Source organism: Streptomyces sp. NPDC033165 (genome assembly GCF_055577965.1).
On sequence record NZ_JBVIPK010000013.1, the window covers coordinates 124,792 to 145,741 of the forward strand.

19 protein-coding genes, 1 pseudogene and 1 riboswitch are annotated in these 20,950 nt (G+C 71.2%); of the genes and pseudogenes, 13 read left to right on the forward strand and 7 right to left on the reverse strand.

The features are described 5' to 3' along the window. The first annotated feature begins 76 nt into the window (after positions 1–76). The 3 genes and pseudogenes from ACZ5WC_RS26525 (at position 77) to ACZ5WC_RS26535 (ending at position 2,563) form a co-directional block, all read left to right on the forward strand. The gene (locus ACZ5WC_RS26525; protein ID WP_468543143.1) at positions 77–634 is read left to right on the forward strand and encodes a GlcG/HbpS family heme-binding protein; all 558 of its coding nucleotides are present in this window, start codon (positions 77–79) and stop codon (positions 632–634) included. Between the two features lie 44 nt (positions 635–678). Next, positions 679–1,077, forward strand: a pseudogene (locus ACZ5WC_RS26530) (ankyrin repeat domain-containing protein); the annotation flags it as partial. An 88-nt stretch (positions 1,078–1,165) separates the two neighbouring features. Beyond that, the gene (locus ACZ5WC_RS26535; protein WP_468543144.1) at positions 1,166–2,563 is read left to right on the forward strand and encodes a M1 family metallopeptidase; all 1,398 of its coding nucleotides are present in this window, start codon (positions 1,166–1,168) and stop codon (positions 2,561–2,563) included. A 94-nt stretch (positions 2,564–2,657) separates the two neighbouring features. Here the strand turns inward: ACZ5WC_RS26535 and ACZ5WC_RS26540 are convergent, their stop codons facing one another. Further along, positions 2,658–3,233 carry a TerD family protein gene (locus ACZ5WC_RS26540; RefSeq protein ID WP_073771136.1) on the reverse strand — a complete coding sequence of 192 codons (576 nt, stop codon included), beginning with the start codon at positions 3,231–3,233 and terminating at the stop codon, positions 2,658–2,660. A 231-nt stretch (positions 3,234–3,464) separates the two neighbouring features. Between ACZ5WC_RS26540 and arfB the strand changes: the two genes are divergently transcribed. Then, a complete protein-coding gene (gene arfB / locus ACZ5WC_RS26545; RefSeq protein WP_030088019.1) occupies positions 3,465–3,899 on the forward strand; it encodes an alternative ribosome rescue aminoacyl-tRNA hydrolase ArfB in 435 nt (144 codons plus the stop codon). A 14-nt stretch (positions 3,900–3,913) separates the two neighbouring features. Here the strand turns inward: arfB and ACZ5WC_RS26550 are convergent, their stop codons facing one another. Then, positions 3,914–4,420: a flavin reductase family protein gene (locus ACZ5WC_RS26550; RefSeq protein WP_468543145.1), complete on the reverse strand. Its 507-nt coding sequence runs from the start codon at positions 4,418–4,420 to the stop codon at positions 3,914–3,916. Between the two features lie 463 nt (positions 4,421–4,883). Here ACZ5WC_RS26550 and cdgB point away from each other — a divergent pair, with 463 nt between their 5' ends. Beyond that, on the forward strand, positions 4,884–6,536 hold the full coding sequence (gene cdgB, locus ACZ5WC_RS26555; protein WP_468543146.1) for a diguanylate cyclase CdgB: 1,653 nt from the start codon (positions 4,884–4,886) through the stop codon (positions 6,534–6,536). A 143-nt stretch (positions 6,537–6,679) separates the two neighbouring features. Further along, positions 6,680–7,687 carry a carbohydrate-binding protein gene (locus ACZ5WC_RS26560; RefSeq protein ID WP_468543147.1) on the forward strand — a complete coding sequence of 336 codons (1,008 nt, stop codon included), beginning with the start codon at positions 6,680–6,682 and terminating at the stop codon, positions 7,685–7,687. Positions 7,688–7,755: 68 nt separating this feature from the next. Here the strand turns inward: ACZ5WC_RS26560 and ACZ5WC_RS26565 are convergent, their stop codons facing one another. From ACZ5WC_RS26565 to ACZ5WC_RS26575, 3 genes are all read right to left on the reverse strand, one after another. Continuing rightward, entirely contained in the window at positions 7,756–8,682 is a 927-nt protein-coding gene (locus tag ACZ5WC_RS26565; RefSeq protein WP_468543148.1) for a 1-phosphofructokinase family hexose kinase, read from the reverse strand. 177 nt (positions 8,683–8,859) lie between these two features. Then, positions 8,860–10,017: an N-acetylglucosamine-6-phosphate deacetylase gene (nagA, locus tag ACZ5WC_RS26570; protein WP_096629012.1), complete on the reverse strand. Its 1,158-nt coding sequence runs from the start codon at positions 10,015–10,017 to the stop codon at positions 8,860–8,862. Then, positions 10,017–10,910 carry an ROK family protein gene (locus tag ACZ5WC_RS26575; protein WP_468543202.1) on the reverse strand — a complete coding sequence of 298 codons (894 nt, stop codon included), beginning with the start codon at positions 10,908–10,910 and terminating at the stop codon, positions 10,017–10,019. The genes nagA and ACZ5WC_RS26575 overlap by 1 nt, the downstream gene beginning before the upstream one ends. A gap of 431 nt (positions 10,911–11,341) precedes the next feature. Here ACZ5WC_RS26575 and ACZ5WC_RS26580 point away from each other — a divergent pair, with 431 nt between their 5' ends. From ACZ5WC_RS26580 to otsB, 3 genes are all read left to right on the forward strand, one after another. Beyond that, the gene (locus tag ACZ5WC_RS26580) at positions 11,342–12,622 is read left to right on the forward strand and encodes an ABC transporter substrate-binding protein (RefSeq protein ID WP_468543149.1); all 1,281 of its coding nucleotides are present in this window, start codon (positions 11,342–11,344) and stop codon (positions 12,620–12,622) included. A gap of 43 nt (positions 12,623–12,665) precedes the next feature. Next, positions 12,666–12,953 (forward strand): DUF3263 domain-containing protein, encoded by a 288-nt coding sequence (locus tag ACZ5WC_RS26585; protein ID WP_468543150.1) that lies wholly within the window; start codon positions 12,666–12,668, stop codon positions 12,951–12,953. A gap of 132 nt (positions 12,954–13,085) precedes the next feature. Next, the gene (otsB, locus tag ACZ5WC_RS26590) at positions 13,086–13,937 is read left to right on the forward strand and encodes a trehalose-phosphatase (RefSeq protein WP_468543151.1); all 852 of its coding nucleotides are present in this window, start codon (positions 13,086–13,088) and stop codon (positions 13,935–13,937) included. A gap of 7 nt (positions 13,938–13,944) precedes the next feature. On the opposite strand, the gene ACZ5WC_RS26595 is transcribed toward otsB, so the two are convergent. Both ACZ5WC_RS26595 and ACZ5WC_RS26600 read right to left on the reverse strand, forming a co-directional pair. Continuing rightward, a complete protein-coding gene (locus ACZ5WC_RS26595) occupies positions 13,945–15,336 on the reverse strand; it encodes an alpha,alpha-trehalose-phosphate synthase (UDP-forming) (protein ID WP_468543152.1) in 1,392 nt (463 codons plus the stop codon). Positions 15,337–15,404: 68 nt separating this feature from the next. Then, positions 15,405–16,355, reverse strand: coding sequence for a glucosyl-3-phosphoglycerate synthase (locus ACZ5WC_RS26600; RefSeq protein ID WP_468543203.1), 951 nt, complete (start codon positions 16,353–16,355; stop codon positions 15,405–15,407). Positions 16,356–16,508: 153 nt separating this feature from the next. Next, a riboswitch (SAM riboswitch) is annotated at positions 16,509–16,636 on the forward strand. An 18-nt stretch (positions 16,637–16,654) separates the two neighbouring features. Here ACZ5WC_RS26600 and thrC point away from each other — a divergent pair. From thrC to groL, 4 genes are all read left to right on the forward strand, one after another. Next, a complete protein-coding gene (thrC, locus tag ACZ5WC_RS26605) occupies positions 16,655–17,968 on the forward strand; it encodes a threonine synthase (protein ID WP_468543153.1) in 1,314 nt (437 codons plus the stop codon). A 32-nt stretch (positions 17,969–18,000) separates the two neighbouring features. Further along, positions 18,001–18,279 carry a MoaD/ThiS family protein gene (locus ACZ5WC_RS26610; RefSeq protein WP_468543154.1) on the forward strand — a complete coding sequence of 93 codons (279 nt, stop codon included), beginning with the start codon at positions 18,001–18,003 and terminating at the stop codon, positions 18,277–18,279. 418 nt (positions 18,280–18,697) lie between these two features. Continuing rightward, on the forward strand, positions 18,698–18,904 hold the full coding sequence (locus ACZ5WC_RS26615; protein ID WP_003967346.1) for a cold-shock protein: 207 nt from the start codon (positions 18,698–18,700) through the stop codon (positions 18,902–18,904). 344 nt (positions 18,905–19,248) lie between these two features. Further along, positions 19,249–20,871 (forward strand): chaperonin GroEL, encoded by a 1,623-nt coding sequence (gene groL, locus ACZ5WC_RS26620; protein ID WP_047177982.1) that lies wholly within the window; start codon positions 19,249–19,251, stop codon positions 20,869–20,871. Positions 20,872–20,950 lie beyond the last annotated feature (79 nt).

The following is a 20,950-nucleotide window of genomic DNA, read 5'->3' on the forward strand; positions in this document are numbered from 1 at the left end:
GATCGATACGAGAGCGAAACGCCCGGCCCGCTCGGACGAACCACCGGGCCGCCCCGGAAACCATCAAGGAGCCACCATGAAGAAGCTGTCGCTGGGTACCCGTGTCGTCACCGGTGCCGTAGTCGTCGCCGCCCTCGGGGCCGGGACGTTCGGCGCGATGTCCGCGAGCGCCTCCTCCCCGGCGGCCGCCCCCGCCGCCGCGGTCAAGGCCGACACGAACAACCGCAACCTCCAGCAGACCACCCACCTGACCGTGGCTGCCGCCACCAAGGCCGCCCAGGCCACGCTGAACGCCGCGAAGAAGGAGAACCAGCGCGTCTCCGTCGCTGTGGTCGACCGCAACGGCAACACCATCGTCACCCTGCGCGGCGACGGCGCGGGCCCGCAGTCCCCCGAGTCCGCCGTGAAGAAGGCGTACACCGCCGTCTCCTGGAACGCCCCCACCTCCGAGCTGGTCGAGCGCCTGGAGCAGGCCCCGAACCTGAAGGACATCCCCGGCACCCTGTTCCTCGGCGGCGGCGCCCCGGTCCAGGTCAAGGGCGCCCCGGTGGCGGGCATCGGCGTGGCCGGCGCGCCGAGCGGCGAACTCGACGAGAAGTTCGCCCGGGCGGGCGTCGCCGCCCTCGCCCGGTAGTCGCGTCCGCACAGGCACAGCCGAGAGCGGAGTACGGAGTACCCATGAACGCCCTCGATCACGACCTGCTCACCGCCGCACGCACCGGTGACGCCGAACGTGTGCGCACCGCGATCGAGGGCGGTGCCCGGGTCGACGTCCGCGACGACGAGCTGCGCACCCCTCTGCTCCTCGCCGTCCACGGTGACCATGCCGAGGTGGCCCGGCTGCTCGTGGCGGCCGGGGCCGACCCGAACGCCCAGGACCGCCGTGAGGACAGCCCCTGGCTGGTCACCGGGGTCACCGGCAGCGTCGCGATGCTGCACGTGCTGCTGCCCGCCGGACCGGACCTGACCCTGCGCAACCGGTTCGGCGGCGTCTCCCTCATCCCTGCCGGCGAACGCGGCCATGTCGCGTACGTACGGGAGGTGCTGCGCGTCACCGACATCGACGTCGACCATGTAAGGCCCTGGCGACAAGCCCTGGCACCGGGCCTTGGCGACAAGCCCTGGCGGCAGGCCCTGGCGGCAGGCCCCGCCTAGGATCGACCGGGTGAGACTCCGCCCCCCGGCCCGTACCGCGTCCTCGCTCCTCGCCCTCGCCCTCCTCGGCGCGGGCTGTTCCGGCGGGGTCGAGGGCACACCGGGCGCGGCCGGGCTGCGCGACCCGTACTTCCCCGGGCTCGGCAACGGCGGCTACGACGTCACGCACTACGGCCTGAAGCTCGACGTCGACCCGGCCGCCGACCGGCTGCGCGGCACGGCGACGATCACGGCCCGCGCCACCCAGGACCTGAGCGCGTTCCACCTCGACCTGGCCGGGCTGGACGTCGAGAGCGCGACCGTCGAGGGCAGCCCGGCTGCTGTGAACCGGGCGGGCAAGGAGATGACGCTGCGTCCGGCGGGGGCGGTGGAGCACCGGTTGCGCAAGGGGCGCACGTTCACCACTGTTGTGCGCTACTCCGGAGCTCCGAAGACCCTCACCGACGCGGACGGTGAGAAGGAGGGCTGGTTGCGGACGGCGGACGGTGCGGTGGCCCTCGGTGAGCCGACCGGCTCCATGGCCTGGTTCCCCGGCAACCACCACCCGAGCGACAAGGCTGCGTACGACATCGAGATCACCGTGCCCGAGCCGCTGACCGCCGTCTCCAACGGGGAGTTGGTGTCCCGGCGTACGGAAGACGGCCGTACCGCCTTCCGCTGGCGGACCGCCGAGCCCATGGCGAGCTATCTGGCGACGGTGGCCGTGGGCCGGTTCGCCACGGAGGAGTCGGTGACGCCGGACGGCATCCGGCTGTTCACCGCCGTGGATCCGGAGTCGGCGGCGGCGAGCGAGGACGTGCTGGGGCGGATTCCGGCGGTGCTGAAATGGTCGGCCGGGAAGTTCGGCCCGTACCCCTTCGCCTCCGCCGGGGCGATCGTCGAGCGGACGGGTGACTCGACGTACGCCCTGGAGACCCAGAACCGGCCCGTCTTCCCCGGCCCGCCCGACACCGCACTCCTCGTCCACGAGCTGGCCCACCAGTGGTTCGGGAACTCCGTCACCCCCGCGACCTGGCGGGACATGTGGCTCAACGAGGGCTTCGCCACGTACGCGGAGTGGCTCTGGGCCGCCGACCACGAGGACGTGCCCGTCGAGGAGAGCTTCCAGGAGGCGTACCAGGACGACGCCAACTGGGCTTTCCCGCCCGCCGATCCGCCGAGCGCCGTCGATCTGTCCGATCCGCCGGTGTACGGGCGCGGGGCCATGGTCGTGCACCGCGTCCGGCTCGCCATGGACGACGACCCGGCGTTCTTCGCCCTCGTCAGGGGGTGGACCGAGGCCCACCGGCACGGCAACGCCTCCACTGACGACTTCACCGCGTACGTGGAGGAAGAGACGGGCCGGGATCTGACCGGGCTGTGGGACGCCTGGCTGTACGGCGAAAGCCGGCCGCCCACGGAGGGCTGACCTGCGCACGCGAGCAGACGACCCGTCGCGCGCCGGAGCCCCCGGCCGCGCAGTGCGGCCGGGGGCTCGGGTGAGGCTGTCGTGCCCGCTCGGGTCAGAGGTTGACGCCGAAGTCCTGGGCGATGCCGCGCAGGCCCGAGGCGTAACCCTGGCCGACCGCGCGGAACTTCCACTCGGCGCCGTTGCGGTAGAGCTCGCCGAAGACCATGGCGGTCTCGGTGGCGGCGTCCTCGCTCAGGTCGTAGCGGGCGATCTCGGCGCCGCCGGCCTGGTTGAGGATGCGGATGAACGCGTTGCGGACCTGGCCGAAGTTCTGGCTGCGGGTCTCGGCGTCGTAGATGGAGACCGGGAAGACGATCTTGTCCACATCGGCCGGCAGGCCTGCCAGGTTGACGTTGATCTGCTCGTCGTCGCCCTCGCCCTCACCCGTGACGTTGTCACCGGTGTGCACGATGGTCTGGTCCGGCGTCGACTTGTTGTTGAAGAAGACGAAGTGGCCGTCGGAGACAACCTTCCCCGCCGGGTTGACCGCGATCGCCGAGGCGTCGAGGTCGAAGTCGGTGCCGGTGGTGGTACGGACGTCCCAGCCGAGGCCGACCGTGACGGCGGTCAGGCCCGGTGCCTCCTTGGTGAGCGAGACGTTGCCGCCCTTGGACAGGCTTACTGCCATGGGAAGTCCCTTTCCTCGTCGTGTGCGGGCTTCGTGCCATCACGAAGCTACCGTCATCCGTCATAACGCAAGCAGCAGACCACGAGGTTCCTGTTCGCTTTACTTTCTTTGCCGAACTCCCTCCGGACGGGATCCGGCGGCGAAGAACCGGACGGGTTCCGGCGGCACAAGAAGTGGCGACCGGGGTGCGGCGGCAAAAGAAGGTGACGGGCGGGGTGCGGGGAGGGGACCATGGGTGTCATGTCCGGGCCCTATGTCATCCGCGGCTCGGTCTCCCTCCCGGAGGCCGAGCTCATGTGGCGTTTCTCGCGCTCCTCGGGCCCCGGCGGCCAGCACGTCAACACCAGCGACTCGCAGGTGGAGCTGCGCTTCGACCTGGCGGCGACCGACGCGCTCCCCGAGGTGTGGAAGGCGCGGGCGCTGGAGCGGCTCGCGGGCAGGCTGGTGGGCGGCGTCGTCTCCGTACGGGCGTCCGAGCACCGCTCCCAGTGGCGCAACCGCGAGACGGCCGCCGTGCGGCTCGCCGCGCTGCTGGCCGAGGCCACGGCGCCGCCGCCCAAGCCGCGCATCAAGCGGAAGATCCCGCGCGGGATCAACGAGCGCAGGCTGCGCGAGAAGAAGCAGCGCGGCGACACGAAGCGCGGCCGCTCGGGCCGCGACTGGTAGCCCCGTCGGGCCCGTCAGCCCAGCTGCCGGTAGCGCCCCTTGAAGTACGTCAGGGGGTCCCCGTCCGGGCTCGGCAGTTCCGCCGTCAGCACCCGCCCGATCACCAGGGTGTGGTCCCCGGCCGCCACCCGCTGCTCGGTCCGGCACTCCAGTGTCGCCAGCGCCCCGCCGATCAGCGGCGCGTGCGTCACCCCGCCGCGCACGTACGCGATGTCCTCGAACAACAGCCGGTCGCTGATCCGGCCCTTCATGGCGAACCGGCCCGCGATGTGCCGCTGGCTCTCCGCCAGGACGGAGACCGCCCACAGCGGCTGCTCGTCGAGGAGGTCGTCCATCCTGGAGCCGTTGCGCAGGCTCACCATCACCAGGGGCGGGTCCAGGGACACGGACATGAAGGCGGTCGCCGTCATACCGACGTCCTCGCCCCGGCCGTCCGCGTCGAGGGGCGGTTCCTGCGCGGTGACCAGCACCACCCCGGCTGCCAGCCGCGCGAGGGCGGCGCGGAACTCGTCGTTGCTCACTCCCTCAGCATGGGGGATGGGCTCGGGGCGCGGGGTGGGTGGTTTCGTCTGGAGCACACCGGAACGCTAGCCGTGGCGGCCGGGCGACCGCATCGGGCCAAGGGACCAAGCCGGTCCTAGGACTCCGGGACCGGCTCCGGACCGGCCCCCGGGCCCCGGGGCGGCTCGTGAACGGGCCCCGGGGGCGGGCTCCTGCACGGCTCCCGGACGGACTCCTGAACGGACCCCGGACGCGCCCCTGAACGGCCCCTGAAGAGACCCTGAACGGGATCGGAACGACAGTCGACGTTCCGGGTCACTGGCAACCCACGATCACCTATTGTGACTTGAGTCACAGAGTCCATTTTCTGCTGACCCTGTGTACCGGGTGCACAGCTCACTGTGATTCAGTGGCGGTGACACTGCAACAAGTACGTCGATATGAAACCTGGAGTTGCTGTCGAGGTCTCGGGGAGTGCGAGCAATGGAGGCCGAGTCGGAGCCGTACGTCCGCCTTGCGACCATGCGGCAGCTGCATCAGGCCGTCGCTGATCTCAACACGGCGCGGAGCCTGGCGGACACGCTTCAGTCCGTGGCCGACGGCATCGTCACGGGCCTCGGCTACGAGCTGGGCTGCGTCAACCTGGTCCGGCCCGACGGCGACCTCGTCATCGCCGCCTTCGCGGGCAACGCCGCCGCCGAAGCCCTCATCACCGGCCGCGTCGGCTCCCGTGCCTCCTGGGAGCGCCGCCTCTCCATGGGCGAGGCCTGGGACGACCTCCGGTTCATCCCGCACACCGAGGGCTGGGTCCTTCTCGACGACGACGTGCCGCAGTGGCACACCGAGGGGCCCGAGCCCAGGTTCGAGGACGAGTGGCATCCGCTGGACCGGCTCTACGCCCCGATGTACGCATCCGGCGGTGGCCGGGACCTCCTCGGCGTCATATCCGTCGACCGGCCGCGCAACGGGCGCCGCCCCGGAGCGTGGGGGCGCGAGGCGCTCCAGATGTACGCATCCCAGGCCGCCATCGCGATCAGCAACGCCCGGCTGCGGGCCAACATGCAGCGCGCCCTGGTCAGGCTCGAACGCGAACAGCAGGCGCTGCGGGCCAGCGAGGAGTCGTTCCGGCAGGCCTTCGAGTACGCGCCCAGCGGGATGGCCATCGCGGAGATGGGCGGCGACCAGCAGGGCAGGCTGCTGCGTACCAACGACGCCCTGTGCCGGCTGCTCGGCCGCCCGGCCTCCGTCATGCGCCGCTACTCCTTCGCCGACCTGGTCCACCCCGAGGACATCGGCACCCTGCTGCGTACCTCCGCCGAGGGCGGCCGGGCCGAGCTGCGGCTGAGCCGCCGGGACGGCACGTACCTCTGGGTCTCCCTGCGCAACTCGGTGGTCGCGGACGCCGCCGACGGGCCGCGCTTCCTGCTCACCCATGTCGAGGACATCGAGGAGCGCAAGCGCCACGAGCTGAACCTCGCGCACCGCGCCTCGCACGACGCGCTGACCGGGCTGCCCAACAGCGCCGAGCTGAAGTCGCGGCTCAGCGCCCGGCTCTGTGGGCGTCCGCACTCCCCGGCCGCGACCGCGATCGAGGCGCTGGACGCGGCGTACGGGGACGTCGAGTCGTCCCTCACCCACGGCTACCGCGCCGACGGGTACGAAGGAGAGGCGCTGCCCGGCGGCCCCTATGACCACCATGTGCACGCGGTGGCGCCCGACCCGGAGCACGACGACGGGACGAAGGGGCTCGCGGTGCTCTTCTGCGACCTCGACGGCTTCAAGTCCATCAACGACCGTTTCGGGCATCACACCGGTGACGCCGTCCTCATCGAGGTGGCCCGGCGGCTGAGCACCTGTGTGCGGGACGGTGACACCGTCGCCCGGCTCGGGGGTGACGAATTCGTCGTTCTCGCCGACGGCCTCGGATCGGCGGACGCCGCTGACCTGGCCGTACGCCTGCGAAATGCCATCATTCCGCCCATCAGGGTCGATGGTCGCGCCGTCCGGGTCGGGGCGAGTTTCGGCATCGGCTGGGCCGAGTGCGGGATGACCGTGGAAGAGGTCCTGCGCTCCGCCGACCAGCGGATGTACGTGGAAAAGCGGTCCCGGTCGAAGGTTCACCGCAGGGCCGGCTGACGTTCACGGCCCCGTTCCTCCCCTACCCCGTACCGGTTTCCCGGCCCCGCCCCCGCCCGTGATCGCAATTCGGGCCCTGCTCCGTTCGAGGTAGGCTCGGCCGGTCGGCGACGGCTGGCGACATGGTGAGGAGTGACCCAGGGATGACGGCCGGAAACAACGGCGCGAGCAAGCCCGAGGACGACGATCCGTTCGGCTACCTGTACGCGGACGGACAGGCGGCAGGCGCCCAGGCGCCCGGCCAGGGCGGCTACGGCTACCCGGGTCCGGCCGCGCAGCCGGGCGTGCCCAGAACGTCGTACAACCAGGTGCGGGCCGTCGGCGAGCGCCAGTACGGGCAGCAGCAGGCGCCCCCCCAGGCACCCCCGCAGCAGGGGTACGGCTACCCGCCCCAGCAGCCGTACGGCCAGCCCGCGCAGCAGTACAACCGGCCGAACCCGCAGTACGCGGCCCCCGAGACCTACCCCGGCGGCGCGCCCGCCGGGCAGCACCCGGCCCAGGGCGGTCACGGCGGCCCCGGCCGCGGCGGCCCGAACACCAAGGCGCTCCTGATCGCGGCGGTCGCCGTGGTCGCGGTCGTCCTCATCGGCATCGGCGCGGCCCTGCTCACGGGCGACGACGGTGACAAGGACGACAAGAGCAACGAGGCCTCCTCCTCGCAGGGCTCCGCGGGCCAGGTCGAGGAGTCGAAGCAGCCGGAGGAGAAGCCCGAGCCGACCCCGACCCCCGTCGAGCTCCCGAAGCAGGACGCGGCGACGCTGACGCTGGGCGGCACGGCCTCCCTGGACAACACGGTCAAGGGCGCCAAGGGCGCGAACGGGAACTACATCAACCTCAACGAGGTCGGCCGCTCGGCGACCTGGACGGTCGAGGTTCCCGAGGCCGGCGCGTACACCCTGTACGTGACCTACGGCGTGCCCGGCAAGGACGCGAAGACGACCCTGACCGTCAACGCGCAGGAGCCCCGCTCCATCAACATGAAGAACTTCGCGAGGGCCGCCGAGGGCGATCTGGAGAAGGGCTGGACGAACACGTACGCGTACGTCCAGCTCGACAAGGGCTCCAACACCCTCAAGCTGTCGTGCGAGACGGGCGACGAGTGCGACGCCAACCTCGACCAGCTGGAGCTGAAGTCGGGCCACATCAAATAGCGGCAGCCATCAAGAAGAACGGCTGACCGCCACCCGCCGTACCGACGCCCTGATCACCGCCCCGGTGGTCAGGGCGTCGGCGTGTGCGGCTCCACGCGCACGCGCGGCAGCAGTTCCACGTAGGCCGCCGCGTCGAACTCCCCGGCCGTCGGGGCGAGCACCGTCGCCGTCGACAGGGCCGCCGTGCGGGCCAGGCGCTGCGGCCAGTCCAGCCCCTCGGCCAGGGCGGACAGCAGACCGGCCACCGCGGAGTCGCCCGCTCCGGTCGGGTTGCCGCGCACCGGGGCGGGCGGGGCGGCCCGCCAGGTGCCCTCGGGGGTGACGGCGAGCACGCCCTCCGGGCCCAGGGAGGCGATCACCGCGTGGGCCCCGCGGCGGCGCGCGTCCGCGGCGGCGCGCAGCGGTTCGCGGGCGCCGGTCAGCTGGGCCAGCTCCTCCGCGTTCGGCTTGACCAGGTCGGGGCGGGCGGCGATGCCCCGGCGCAGGGGTTCGCCGCTGGTGTCCAGGAGGACGGGTACGGCGGCGGCGCGGGCGGCCCGGACCAGCTCGGCGTAGGCGCCGACGTGGATGCCGGGCGGCAGGGAGCCGCACAGCGCGACCGCGTCGGCCTCCGCGAGGAGCTCCTCGTACGTCCGCAGGAAGGCGGCCCATTCGGCGGGGCTCACCTGCGGTCCGGGCTCGTTGAGCTGGGTGGTGTCGCCGGTCGAGCGGTCAATGACGGCGAGCGTGCGACGGGTGTTCCCGGCGACCGGGACGAGCTCGTCGCGCGGGGGGAGCGGGGCGAGCAGGGAGCGCAGGACGTCTCCGGTGGGGCCTCCGGCGAAGCCGGTGACGACGGCTTCGTGGCCGAGCGCGCCGAGGACCCGGGCGACGTTGAGGCCTTTGCCGCCGGGGCGTTCGATGACCTCGCCGACCCGGTGGCTGCTGTGCGGGACGAGCGCGTCGACGGTGTACGTCACGTCCAGCGCGGTGTTCAGAGTGACGGTCAGGATCACCTCTGCCGGCCCCTCCCTCGGGTGCATGGCCCCAGTGGTGCGCGCCTTCGCTTGCGGCACGCGCTTCTGATGATCATGTCAAAGCGATGGCGGTCGGCCCAGTGCCGGGCGCCGACCGCCATCGCTTCGTTACCCGTCTGCCTGGTCGGCCCGGCCGGCCTCGTCGGGCTGGGCGGACTAGTCGGACTTGGGCTCGACGATCCACTCGCCCTGCCGCATGACGCCCTTGAGGACGAAGTCCTCGTCGAGGACGACCAGGTCGGCGTCCTTGCCCGGGTCCAGCGAACCGACCCGGTCGTAGACGCCGAGCAGCCGTGCGGGGTTGGCGGAGATGGACCGTACGACGTCCTCGACGGGGATCTCGTCGATGGTGACGGCCCGCCGGAACGCGGTGTCCAGGGTGAGCGTGGAGCCCGCGATCGAGCCGCCCTCCACCAGCCGTGCCACCCCGTCGGTGACCTCGACCGCGAGCGGGCCGAGCTGGTACTCGCCGTCGCCGAAGCCCGCCGCGTCCATCGCGTCGGTGATCAGCGCGACCCGGCCCGCGCCCTTGTGGCGGTAGGCCAGCTCCAGGACCGCCGGGTGCAGGTGGGTGCCGTCGTTGATCAGCTCGACGGTGATCCGGTCGTCCTCCAGGAGGGCGGCGATCGGGCCGGGTTCGCGGTGGGCGAGCGGGGGCATCGCGTTGAACAGGTGCGTGGCGACGGTCGCGCCCGCGTCGATGGCCTCGACGGTCTGCTCGTACGTCGCGTCCGTGTGGCCGATGGCCGCGATGACCCCGTGCTCGGCGAGGAGCCGCACCGAGTCGATGCCGCCGGGCAGCTCGGTGGCCAGGGTGAACATCCGGGCGGTGCCGCGGGCCGCGTCCAGCAGCTTGCGGACCTCGGCCGGGTCCGGGTCGCGCAGCAGCGCCTCGCTGTGGGCGCCCTTGCGGCACGGCGAGATGAAAGGGCCCTCGAAGTGGATTCCGGCCAGGTCGCCCTGCTCGACCAGTTCGGACAGGACGCCCGCGCGCCGGGCGAGGAAGTCCATCTCGCCGGTCACGGTGGAGGCGACCAGGGTGGTGGTGCCGTGCTCGCGGTGCGTACGGATGCCGGTGAGGACCTCGTCCACGGTGCCGGAGGTGAAGGAGGCCCCGCCGCCGCCGTGGTTGTGCATGTCCACGAAGCCGGGGACCACCCAGTGGCCGGAGAGGTCTACGGTCCGGGCGCCTTCCGGCGCGGAGCCGGCGATGCGGGTGCCCTCGACGGTCACCCGGCCGTCCTCGACGGTGCCGGTGGGGAGCACCACCCGGGCGCCGGCGAGAACGGTGCTGTCTGCTGCGCGTCCGGCCATCAGGCGGAAACCTCCGTGGAGAGTAGATCCCAGGCGAGCAGCCCCGCGCCCAGGCATCCGGCGGTGTCCCCGAGGGCCGCCGGGACGATGTGGGGCAGCTTCTGGAACGTGACGCGTTCCTCGACGGCCGCACGCAGTGGTGTGAACAAGGTTTCCCCGGCCTCGGCGAGCCCGCCACCGATGATGATTTTGCGGGGGTCCAGCAGGGTGAGCGCGGTGACGAGGCCCGAGGCGAGCGCGTCGACGGCGTTGTGCCAGACCTCGATCGCCGCCGGGTCGCCCGACTCGACGGCCTTCGCGCAGTCCGCGGCGTCCGCCTCGGGGTCCCCGGAGGCGGTGGCCCAGGCCCGGCTCACGGCGGACGCGGAGGCCAGGGTCTCCAGACAGCCGCGCTGGCCGCAGCCGCACTCCGGGCCGTCCGGGCGGACGACGATGTGCCCGATCTCGCCCGCGTACCCGTGGGCACCCGCCTCGATGGCGCCCGCGATGCCGATGGCCCCGGCGATCCCGGTGCCCAGCGGGACGAACAGGAAGCGGTCCGCGCCACGCCCGGCGCCGATGCGGCCCTCGGCGAGCCCGCCGGTGCGGACGTCGTGGCCGAGGGCGACAGGGATGCCGTCGAGCCGCTCACCGAGCAGGGCGCGCAGCGGTACGTCGCGCCAGCCCAGGTTCGCCGCGTAGACCGCGATGCCCTGCTCGGCGTCGACGATGCCGGGTACGGCGACGCCCGCGGCGACGGCGCTCTGGCCGAAGTGTTCCTCGCCGTGGGCGCGCAGCTCCGCGGCGAACCCGAGGATGGTCTCGACGACCGCGTCGGCGCCGCGCTTCCGGCCGGTGGCCCGCCGCGCCTGGTGGAGCAGCGTGCCGTCGGCCCCGACCAGTGCGGCCTTCATTCCGGTGCCGCCCACATCGAGGGCGATGACATGTCTCACGGGAGACAGTTTCGCCCGCCGACTCCAAAAGGTCTAGTCCACTAGCGCTGTTTGTTGCGCATGAATACAAAATGATGGACGAGTGAAGACGGGTCTTTTTGTGCCGTAAAGCGACGAAATGGAAACCAGGATCGGGGGGAATCCGGACCAAAGGTCTGGACCAAGATACGGGTGCGGGTCCCCGACTGCCAGTAACCGCACGCCAGTTGTGGCCTCCGGAGCCCGTATACGTTGCCGAAGCGATACTCCGATGGTGTAGACCGCCGCCTCGGCGATGGGGGAAAATCGCAGTTCATCCGGACGGTGCCAGGACAGCTGGTGGTGCCACGGCCGACAGGAACGGCCGTGGGCGACGCCAGGAGCACCGCCCGTGAGCAAGGCGATCGACGAGGATGGGCGAGGCTGTGCAGCGGCGCTTTTTGGGTCTGACCGCGGTGGTGGCCGCGCTGGGAATGACGGCAACGTTGTCTGCCTGTGGCGGCGGTGAGAGCGACTCGGGCGACGTGACCCTGAAGCTGGTCGCCGCCGACTACGGCACCGGCCCGGCCAACAGCTCCGAGAAGTACTGGAGCGGGGTCGCGGCGGGCTTCGAGGAGGAGCACCCCGGCATCAAGGTCGAGGTCACCGTCCTCTCCTGGAAGGACGTCGACCGCGAGGTCGCCGAGATGGTCAAGGCCGGCAAGGCCCCGGACATCGCCCAGATCGGCGCGTACGCCGACTACGCCAAGGGCGGCAAGCTCTACACCGCCGACGAGACGCTCGCCATCCGCACCACGGCGAACTTCCTCCCCTCGCTCACCGACGCCGGCAGGGTCGACGGCACCCTCTACGGGATGCCCTTCGTCGCCAGCACCCGGCTGCTCTTCTACAACGAGAAGCTCTTCGACCAGGCGGGCCTGGACGCCCCCGAGACCTGGGACGACATCGCCGCCGGCGCCGCCGCGCTCAAGGCGAAGGGCGTCGACTACCCCTTCGCCCTGCCGCTCGGGCAGGAGGAGGCCCAGGCCGAGACCCTGATGTGGCTGCTCAGCGGTGGCGGCGGCTACACGGACGAAGTCGGCGCGTACGACATCGACTCGGCCGCGAACATCAACACCTTCCGCTGGCTCCGGGACAACCTGGTCGGCAAGGGCCTCACCGGCCCCGTCGCACCGGCCAAGCTCGACCGGGCGAAGGCGTTCGAGGCGTTCACCGAGGGCAAGGTCGGCATGCTCAACGGCCACCCCACGCTGATGGACGAGGCCGAGGCCAAGGGCGTCAAGGTCGGCATGGTCCCGCTGCCCGGCGTCGACGGGCCCACCACCGGCTCCATGGGCGTCGCCGACTGGATGATGGGCTTCAAGCAGAACGGTCACCGCAAGGAGATCGGCAAGTTCCTCGACTACGCCTACACCGACGAGAACGTCCTCGCCTTCGCCGAGGAGTACGACCTGCTCCCGGTCACGGGCAGCGCCTCCGCCGCGATGGAGTCGGACAAGAAGCACAAGAAGCTGCACGAGTTCCTGGCGGCCCTGCCGAACTCGACGCTGCCCCCCTTCGGCAAGACGTCCTGGGCCACGGTCAGCGACGCGGTCAAGAGGAAGATCGGCGACGCGGTCGCCCCGGGCAGCAACCCCGAGAGCGTGCTCGGCGGGATATCCGCCGAGGCGACGCAGGCGGAGGCGGCGGAGTAGTCGGTCGGTGTCGTTGTCGGGGGCGGGCGTTAGGTTGGTTGACATGACCGCCCCTGATCGCGACAACCGTGGCACCGAGCCCGAGCCCGAGCCCGGCCCCGGTTCCGCCGCGCTGTCGGTACGGGAGCGGGCGCTGCTCGCCCTGGAGCGGCGGTCCTGGGCAGGGCCGGGTGCCAAGGAGCGGGCGATCCGGGAGGAGCTCGGGATCTCGCCGGTCCGCTACTACCAGCTGCTGAACGCGCTGATCGACGACGAGCGAGCCCTGCGGGAGGACCCGGTCACGGTGAACAGGCTGCGGCGTGTGCGCGACGCGCGACGCGGCCGCCGCTGACCCGGCCGGCGGCCTCCGCTGACAGGCCGTGGGCGGGACCCGCCGCACCGCGACCAGGCTCTGGCCGACGTGTTTGCGCTTCCGTCACCGGAAGGGAGGCCGCCACTCGCCGCACGGCGTTAGGGTCGCAGCATGGGCAGCCACTCCGCACACCTGCCGACCCCGACCACCCCGGCCGGCCGCGAGGGCCTGAGCGCCGTCCTCGCCCGCCCCGACCGCGCGGTCATCGCCCTCGACTTCGACGGCACGCTCGCCGACATCGTCCCGGACCCCGAGCAGGCCCGGGCCCACCCCGGCGCGGTGCCCGCGCTCGCCGCGCTCGCGCCGAAAGTCGCCTCCATCGCCGTGATCACCGGCCGCCCGGCGGGCGTCGCGGTGCGCCACGGCGGCTTCGCGGGCGTCCCCGGCCTGGAGCACCTCGTCGTTCTCGGACATTACGGCGCCGAGCGCTGGGACGCCGTGACCGGCACCGTCCACGCCCCCGCCCCGCACCCCGGCGTCAGCGCCGTGCGCGCCGAACTCCCCGGCGTACTGGACGAGTTCGGAGCCTGGCACGGCACCTGGATCGAGGAGAAGGGGCAGGCCGTCGCCGTCCACACCCGGCGGGCCGAGGACCCGCAGGCGGCCTTCGAGGCGCTGCGCGGCCCCCTGGGCGAGCTGGCCGCGCGGCACGGGCTGATCGTCGAACCGGGACGCCTCGTCCTGGAGTTGAGGCCGCCGGGCATGGACAAGGGCGTCGCCCTGGCGGACTACGTGACGGAGCTGGACGCCGAGTCCGTGGTGTACGCGGGCGACGACCTCGGGGACCTCGCCGCGTTCGCCGCGGTGGAGAAGCTGCGGACGGGGGGCCCGGACGGCATCCCCGGCCTGCTGGTGTGCAGCGGCAGCACCGAGGTGCCCGAACTGGCCGAGCGCGCCGACCTGTCGGTGCCGGGCCCGGCCGCCGTGGTGGACTTCCTGGCGGCGCTGGCCGAGCGCCTCTGAAGGGCCCTCACCCCTCCCGCAGCGCCTCCAGCTGGTCCAGGAACCACTGCTGCGGTGGCAGTGCGGTCGCCGCCTCGGCCAGTCGTTTCGTGCGGCCGGAGCGCTCGTCCCCGTTCATCGTCAGCGCCTCGTGCAGGGCCTCGGCGGTGCCCGTCACGTCGTACGGGTTCACCACGATCGCGTCCTCGCCCAGCTCCTCGTACGCGCCCGCCTCCCGCGACAGCACCAGCGCGCAGCCGTGGTCGGAGACGACGGGGACCTCCTTGGCGACCAGGTTCATGCCGTCGCGGATCGGGTTGACCAGCGCCACGTCCGCCAGCCGGTACGCGGCCAGCGAGCGGGCGAAGTCGTCCTTGACGTGGAGGACGACCGGCGTCCAGCTCTCCGTCCCGTACGCCCCGTTGATCTCCGTGGCCAGGGACTGCACCGCGGCCGTGTAGTCCCGGTAGACCGCGAGGTCCTGGCGGGAGGGGTAGGCGAAGGCGATGTGCACGACGCGCTCGCGCCACTCCGGGTGGGCGTCCAGCAGGGCCCGGTACGCGTGCAGGCCGCGCACGATGTTCTTGGACAGCTCGGTGCGGTCCACCCGGACGATGGTCTTCCGGCCCTCGCCGATCTGCTCCCGCAGCGCCGCCATCCGGTCGTCGACGTCCGGTTCCCGGGACCGCCGCCGCAGGAAGTCCGCGTCGGCCCCCAGCCCGTGCACCCCGATCCGGGTCCCGCCGGTCCCGCCGAGGAACTCCGTGCAGCAGCCGATGAACGCGTCCGCCCAGCGGCGGGTCAGGAAGGCGGCCCGGTCCGCGCCGAGGATGCCGCGCAACAGCTGCTCGGCGATGTCGTCGGGCAGCAGCCGGAAGTAGTCGACGGGCGCCCACGGGGTGTGCGAGAAGTGGCCGATCCTCAGGTCGGGGCGCAGCTCGCGGAGCATCCCGGGGACCAGGGCCAGGTGGTAGTCCTGGACGAGGACCGCCGCCCCGGGGCCCGCCTCCTCGGCGAGCGCCCGGGCGAAGGCCCGGTTGTACGTCTCGTACGAGGCCCACCGGCGGCGGAACTCCGCGTCGAAGACCGGCTCGACCGGGGTCTGGTAGAGCAGGTGGTGGACGAACCACAGCACGGAGTTGGCGATGCCGTTGTACGCGTCGGCGTGCACCTCGGCGTCGATGTCCAGCATCCGGACGCCCGGCTCACCGACCCCGCGCCGCACGGCCTCGCGGTCGCCGTCGCCGAGGGCCGCGCAGACCCACAGTTTGTCGTCCACGGCGCTCAGTCCGGAGACGAGGCCGCCGCCGCCGCGCCTGGCGTCGAGCGTCCCGTCCTCACCGAGCGTGTACGAGACCGGGCCGCGGTTGGACGCGACGAGAACCTGGGCAGTCGAGTTGGGTGCGTGCTCGGAGACCATGTAGCGGAACCTAGCCCGTTACGGAAGCCGCCAAACGCCTCGGCCCGCACACAGCCCGGCGGACCCCCTCACGCCGCGTGGCGCTCCGCGTACTCCGCGATCTCCCGCATCGGCGGTCGCTCCTCCGTGTCCACCGCATGGGTGTGCGGCACGAACCCCTCCGCGCTCCGTTCGAACTGGGTCAGTGCGGGCCGCACCAGATGGCCCCGGGAGAGCCGCAGCTGTGCTGTGCGGTAGATCGCCGCCGCCATCCGGCCCAGCGCCTGCCCGTCCTGGTGGCGGTGGACGCGCACCCCGACGTCGACCTGGCCCAGCGCGTCCAGGCCCACGGTGTGCAGCGCGTCCACCAGCAGCCCCAGCTCCACCCCGTAACCGACCGGGAACGGCAGCCGCTCCAGCAGTGAGCGCCGCACCGCGTACTCCCCGCCCAGCGGCTGTACGAATCCGGCCAGCTGCGGCCAGTGCAGATTGAGCAGCGGCCGGGCCACCAGCTCGGTGACCCGGCCGCCCTGACCTGCGCTGTTGCCGAGCGGACGGTCGTACATCGCCTTGACGAACTGGACGGTGGGGTCGGTCAGCAGCGGTCCGACGGTCCCCGAGACGAAGTCCGCCGAGAAGTCCTTCAGATCGGCGTCGACGAAGCAGACGATCTCGCCGCTGGTCACCAGGAGCGACCGCCACAGCACCTCGCCCTTGCCGGGCAGGGCCGGGATACGGGGGAGGATCGCGTCCCGGTGGACCACCCGGGCGCCCGCCGCCCGGGCGGCGGCGGCGGTGGCGTCGGTGGAGCCGGAGTCGATCACCACGAGCTCGTCGACCAGCCGGACCTTCTCCATCAGCTCGCGCCGGATCGTCGTCACGATCGCCCCGACCGTGGCCTCCTCGTTCAGCGCGGGCAGCACCACGCTCACCGACGTACGGCGGGGGTCGGCGGCCCGGGCGTCGGTGAGCCGGTCCAGCGGGCGGTCGTCGCACGACCAGGAACGCCTGGTCAGCCAGCGCTCCACCTCTTCGAGCACGGTCGGCACTCCCTGTGTGTGATCCATCTCGCGGTTCGGACGACTATCTCAACGGTCCGGTGCTTCGGTTACAGTCTTGAACAACGCGGATGACCGTCGCATGTCGGGGTCACACCGCACATAAACGCCTGGATCGAAGATCCAGCGCCATAGAGCTCATCCAGAGGGACTGAGGGAACGGCCCGTTGAAGTCCCGGCAACCCTCCTACCGACCGCGAGGTCACGGTGGGGAAGGTGCCAATTCCGTCTTGTGGCGAAATGCGTCGCGAGGAAGATGAGGAGAAAGGGCCTCCGCCATCATGGCTGTTCAGACAGTTGCAGGTAACGCCGCCACCCCCGGCACCACCACTACGCCTTCCGTGGACCTCGGTCCCGCCGCGGCGCTTTCCTGCCGCGAGTGCGGCGAGCGTTTCGAGCTCGGCCCCCTTTTCGCCTGTGCGTCCTGTTTCGGGCCGCTGGAAGTGGCGTACGACCTGCCCACCGGTTCCCCCGAGGAGCTGAAGGCGCGCATCGAGGCCGGTCCGGACAACATCTGGCGCTACGCCCCGCTGCTGCCGGTCCCCGCCGACGTGGCGCGGAAGCCCAACCTCACCCCCGGCTTCACCAAGCTGGTCAAGGCCGACAACCTCGCCCGTGAGCTGGGCGTCACCGGCGGCCTGTACGTGAAGGACGACTCCGGCAACCCGACGCACTCCTTCAAGGACCGCGTCGTCGCGATCGCCGTCGAGGCCGCCCGCGCCTTCGGTTTCACCACCCTCTCCTGCTCCTCCACGGGCAACCTGGCCGGTGCCGTCGGCGCCGCCGCCGCCCGCGCCGGACTGCGCTCCTGCGTGTTCATCCCGCACGACCTGGAGCAGGGCAAGGTCGTCATGGCCGCGGTGTACGGCGGTGAACTGGTCGGCATCGAGGGCAATTACGACGACGTCAACCGCTTCTGCTCCGAGCTCATCGGCGACCCGCTCGGCGAGGGCTGGGGCTTCGTCAACGTCAACCTCCGCCCGTACTACGGCGAGGGCTCCAAGACCCTGGCGTACGAGATCTGCGAGCAGCTCGGCTGGCGGCTGCCCGACCAGATCGTCATCCCGATCGCGTCCGGCTCCCAGCTGACGAAGATCGACAAGGGGCTCCAGGAGCTCATCAGGCTCGGCCTGGTCGAGGACAGGCCGTACAAGATCTTCGGAGCCCAGGCCGAGGGCTGCTCCCCGGTCTCCGCCGCCTTCAAGGCCGGTCACGACGTCGTGCGGCCCCAGAAGCCGAACACCATCGCCAAGTCGCTGGCCATCGGCAACCCGGCGGACGGCCCGTACGTCCTGGACATCGCCCGCCGCACCGGCGGCGCGGTGGAGGACGTCACCGACGAGCAGGTCGTCGACGCGATCAAGCTGCTGGCCCGCACCGAGGGCATCTTCGGCGAGACGGCGGGCGGGGTGACGCTCGGCGTGACGAAGAAGCTCATCGAGGCCGGCGTCATCGACCCGGCGCTCACCACCGTCGTGGTCAACACCGGCGACGGCCTCAAGACGCTCGACGCGGTCTCCGCGACCTCGCAGGCCACGGCGACGATCAAGCCGAGCCTGGAGGCGTTCCGCGCCGCGGGCCTCGGCTCCGCCTGACCACCCCAGAACGAAGGAAGAAGGGCACCACCATGAGCGTCAAGGTCCGCATCCCCACCATCCTCCGTACGTACACGGGCGGCCAGGCCGAGGTCACGGCGGAGGGCGCGAAGCTCTCCGAGGTCATCGAGTCCCTGGAGAAGAACCACCCCGGCATCGCCGCCCGCGTCCTGGACGACCAGGGCAAGCTGCGCCGCTTCGTCAACGTGTACGTCAACGACGACGACGTGCGCTTCGAGGGCGGCCTGGACGCGGCCACGCCCGACGGCGCCGGGGTCTCGATCATCCCGGCCGTGGCCGGCGGCTGCTGACTCCGCAACACCCGCAGCACCCGCAGTTGCCCCCTCCGCGAGAGAAGCGGAGGGGGCAATTCTGCATGGTTGAGCGCGGTACAGTTGGGGAAGCCCCCTCCGCTGCCCGTGCCCGCCCGCATATGAGAATGCGCCCGGACCGATAAGAAGCAGCCAAAGTACGTGAACCTCTTGAGGCATAAGTGGCCTTTGCCTGGCCCGACTTGCCCGTAATTTTCAGCAATCCCACATATTCGGGCGTTCGGTCGCGCCCAGAATTCTCGTCCGATTGACCTGTTGCAGAGGGCAGTTGGACAGATACATTCAGCCGCGGTCGACGCGCTACGGCGCCGCACACCCTCTCCTGTCGGAGGGTGAGTTCTGACCCGGGCCCGCGAAGTGCGGTCCTGTGCAAGGGCCAGTAATAGGGGAGTTAGGCATGGCTCAGGGCACCGTCAAGTGGTTCAACGCGGAGAAGGGGTACGGCTTCATCGCGGTCGACGGTGGTGCGGATGTTTTCGTCCACTACAGCGCGATCCAGATGGACGGGTACCGCACCCTCGAAGAGGGTCAGCGAGTTGAATTCGAGATCTCGCAGGGCCAGAAGGGGCCCCAGGCCGACATGGTCAAGCTCGCCGTCGGCTGAGCTCGGCGCGGTCGTCCGACGACACCACTCACGCACGAAGGGCCCGGCCCCCGGATCAGGGGGACCGGGCCCTTCGCGCGTGCCGGGGCCGGGGTGGACGGCGCGGCCGCTGTCCGGATCCGGTCCGCTGTCCGGTCCATATTCGACCAGGGACGCTTGCACTCGCAGGGGTCGAGTGCTAATCATTGGCGTTAGCACTCTCCAGGTGAGAGTGACAGAACTTGGACCGGGCCGGTGAGGCCCGCAGGCGCGGTGGGGCAAGGAACCACCACGCACGCAGGCCGTCCGTCGCGGGCGCCTCTCGGTCCGGAGAAATCCACCCCTGTCCGGGAGGACCACTTCACATGGCCAAGATCATCGCGTTCGACGAGGAGGCACGGCGCGGTCTCGAGCGCGGGATGAACCAGCTCGCCGACGCCGTCAAGGTCACCCTCGGCCCCAAGGGCCGTAACGTCGTCCTCGAGAAGAAGTGGGGCGCGCCCACGATCACCAACGATGGTGTTTCCATCGCCAAGGAGATCGAGCTCGAGGACCCGTACGAGAAGATCGGTGCGGAGCTGGTCAAGGAGGTCGCCAAGAAGACGGACGACGTCGCCGGCGACGGTACGACCACCGCCACCGTTCTGGCTCAGGCTCTCGTCCGCGAGGGCCTGCGCAACGTCGCCGCAGGCGCCAACCCGATGGCGCTCAAGCGGGGCATCGAGAAGGCCGTCGAGGCCGTCTCCGCCGCCCTGCTGGAGCAGGCCAAGGACGTGGAGACCAAGGAGCAGATCGCTTCGACCGCCTCCATCTCCGCCGCCGACACCGAGATCGGCGCGAAGATCGCCGAGGCGATGGACAAGGTCGGCAAGGAAGGCGTCATCACCGTCGAGGAGTCCCAGACCTTCGGTCTGGAGCTGGAGCTCACCGAGGGTATGCGCTTCGACAAGGGCTACATCTCGGCGTACTTCGCCACCGACATGGAGCGTATGGAGGCGTCGCTCGACGACCCGTACATCCTGATCGTCAACTCGAAGGTCGGCAGCGTCAAGGACCTGATCCCGCTGCTGGAGAAGGTCATGCAGTCGGGCAAGCCGCTGCTGATCATCGCCGAGGACGTCGAGGGCGAGGCCCTGTCCACCCTGGTCGTCAACAAGATCAAGGGCACCTTCAAGTCCGTCGCCGTCAAGGCCCCGGGCTTCGGTGACCGCCGCAAGGCCATGCTCGCGGACATCGCCATCCTCACCGGTGGCACCGTGATCTCCGAGGAGGTCGGCCTCAAGCTGGAGAACGCCGGGCTCGACCTGCTCGGCCGCGCCCGCAAGGTCGTCATCACCAAGGACGAGACCACGATCGTCGACGGTGCCGGTGACAGCGACCAGGTTCAGGGTCGCGTCAACCAGATCCGTGCCGAGATCGAGAACTCCGACTCGGACTACGACCGCGAGAAGCTCCAGGAGCGCCTGGCGAAGCTCGCGGGCGGCGTGGCCGTCATCAAGGCCGGCGCCGCCACCGAGGTGGAGCTCAAGGAGCGCAAGCACCGCATCGAGGACGCGGTGCGCAACGCCAAGGCCGCCGTCGAGGAGGGCATCGTCGCCGGTGGTGGCGTGGCTCTGCTCCAGGCCTCGGCCGTCTTCGAGAAGCTCGACCTCACGGGTGACGAGGCGACCGGCGCCAACGCCGTGAAGCTCGCGCTGGAGGCCCCGCTCAAGCAGATCGCCGTCAACGGTGGTCTTGAGGGCGGCGTCGTCGTGGAGAAGGTCCGCAACCTGCCGATCGGTCACGGCCTCAACGCCGCGACCGGCGAGTACGTCGACATGATCGCCGAGGGCATTCTCGACCCGGCGAAGGTCACGCGCTCCGCTCTGCAGAACGCCGCGTCCATCGCCGCGCTCTTCCTCACCACCGAGGCCGTCATCGCCGACAAGCCCGAGAAGGCCGGCGCGGCCGCCCCGGGCGGCATGCCGGGCGGTGACATGGACTTCTGATCGGGTCCGGTCCGCCGGTCGATCGTAGTTCCGCGTACGTCCCACAGGGGCGGTATCTCCCTCACCGGAGGTACCGCCC

What these genes read in the sequence shown, in the direction of transcription:
- ACZ5WC_RS26525 (WP_468543143.1), top strand. Translation starts at nt 77, where the DNA reads ATGAAGAAGCTGTCGCTGGGTACCCGTGTCGTCACCGGTGCCGTAGTC.
- ACZ5WC_RS26540 (WP_073771136.1), bottom strand. Translation starts at nt 3,233, where the DNA reads ATGGCAGTAAGCCTGTCCAAGGGCGGCAACGTCTCGCTCACCAAGGAG.
- arfB (WP_030088019.1), top strand. Translation starts at nt 3,465, where the DNA reads ATGGGTGTCATGTCCGGGCCCTATGTCATCCGCGGCTCGGTCTCCCTC.
- cdgB (WP_468543146.1), top strand. Translation starts at nt 4,884, where the DNA reads ATGGAGGCCGAGTCGGAGCCGTACGTCCGCCTTGCGACCATGCGGCAG.
- ACZ5WC_RS26560 (WP_468543147.1), top strand. Translation starts at nt 6,680, where the DNA reads ATGACGGCCGGAAACAACGGCGCGAGCAAGCCCGAGGACGACGATCCG.
- nagA (WP_096629012.1), bottom strand. Translation starts at nt 10,017, where the DNA reads ATGGCCGGACGCGCAGCAGACAGCACCGTTCTCGCCGGCGCCCGGGTG.
- ACZ5WC_RS26575 (WP_468543202.1), bottom strand. Translation starts at nt 10,910, where the DNA reads ATGAAGGCCGCACTGGTCGGGGCCGACGGCACGCTGCTCCACCAGGCG.
- ACZ5WC_RS26580 (WP_468543149.1), top strand. Translation starts at nt 11,342, where the DNA reads ATGGGCGAGGCTGTGCAGCGGCGCTTTTTGGGTCTGACCGCGGTGGTG.
- ACZ5WC_RS26585 (WP_468543150.1), top strand. Translation starts at nt 12,666, where the DNA reads ATGACCGCCCCTGATCGCGACAACCGTGGCACCGAGCCCGAGCCCGAG.
- otsB (WP_468543151.1), top strand. Translation starts at nt 13,086, where the DNA reads ATGGGCAGCCACTCCGCACACCTGCCGACCCCGACCACCCCGGCCGGC.
- ACZ5WC_RS26595 (WP_468543152.1), bottom strand. Translation starts at nt 15,336, where the DNA reads ATGGTCTCCGAGCACGCACCCAACTCGACTGCCCAGGTTCTCGTCGCG.
- thrC (WP_468543153.1), top strand. Translation starts at nt 16,655, where the DNA reads ATGGCTGTTCAGACAGTTGCAGGTAACGCCGCCACCCCCGGCACCACC.
- ACZ5WC_RS26610 (WP_468543154.1), top strand. Translation starts at nt 18,001, where the DNA reads ATGAGCGTCAAGGTCCGCATCCCCACCATCCTCCGTACGTACACGGGC.
- ACZ5WC_RS26615 (WP_003967346.1), top strand. Translation starts at nt 18,698, where the DNA reads ATGGCTCAGGGCACCGTCAAGTGGTTCAACGCGGAGAAGGGGTACGGC.
- groL (WP_047177982.1), top strand. Translation starts at nt 19,249, where the DNA reads ATGGCCAAGATCATCGCGTTCGACGAGGAGGCACGGCGCGGTCTCGAG.